The organism is Streptomyces sp. NRRL WC-3549, from assembly GCF_000721935.1.
Lineage (GTDB): Bacteria > Actinomycetota > Actinomycetes > Streptomycetales > Streptomycetaceae > Streptomyces.
This window is the reverse complement of record NZ_KL585386.1, coordinates 48,263-48,492: the sequence shown is the minus strand read 5'-3', so window position 1 is coordinate 48,492 and position 230 is coordinate 48,263. Positions and strand designations below refer to the sequence as shown.

Here is a 230-nt window from a genome sequence, read left to right as displayed (position 1 = left end):
GCGCACTTCCACTACGTCGTCTTCGGCACCGTGGTCTTCGCGATGTTCGCCGGATTCCACTTCTGGTGGCCGAAGTTCACCGGCAAGATGCTGGACGAGCGACTCGGCAAGATGACCTTCTGGACGCTGTTCGTGGGCTTCCACGGCACGTTCCTCGTACAGCACTGGCTCGGCGCCGAAGGCATGCCCCGCCGGTACGCGGACTACCTGGCCGCCGACGGCTTCACCGC

The 230-nt window shown here is 64.8% G+C and carries 1 protein-coding gene; it reads left to right on the top strand.

What is annotated here, in order from left to right:
• Nucleotides 1-230: cbb3-type cytochrome c oxidase subunit I (locus IH13_RS0104535; RefSeq protein ID WP_037840769.1), on the top strand; the 230-nt coding region annotated here is incomplete at both ends.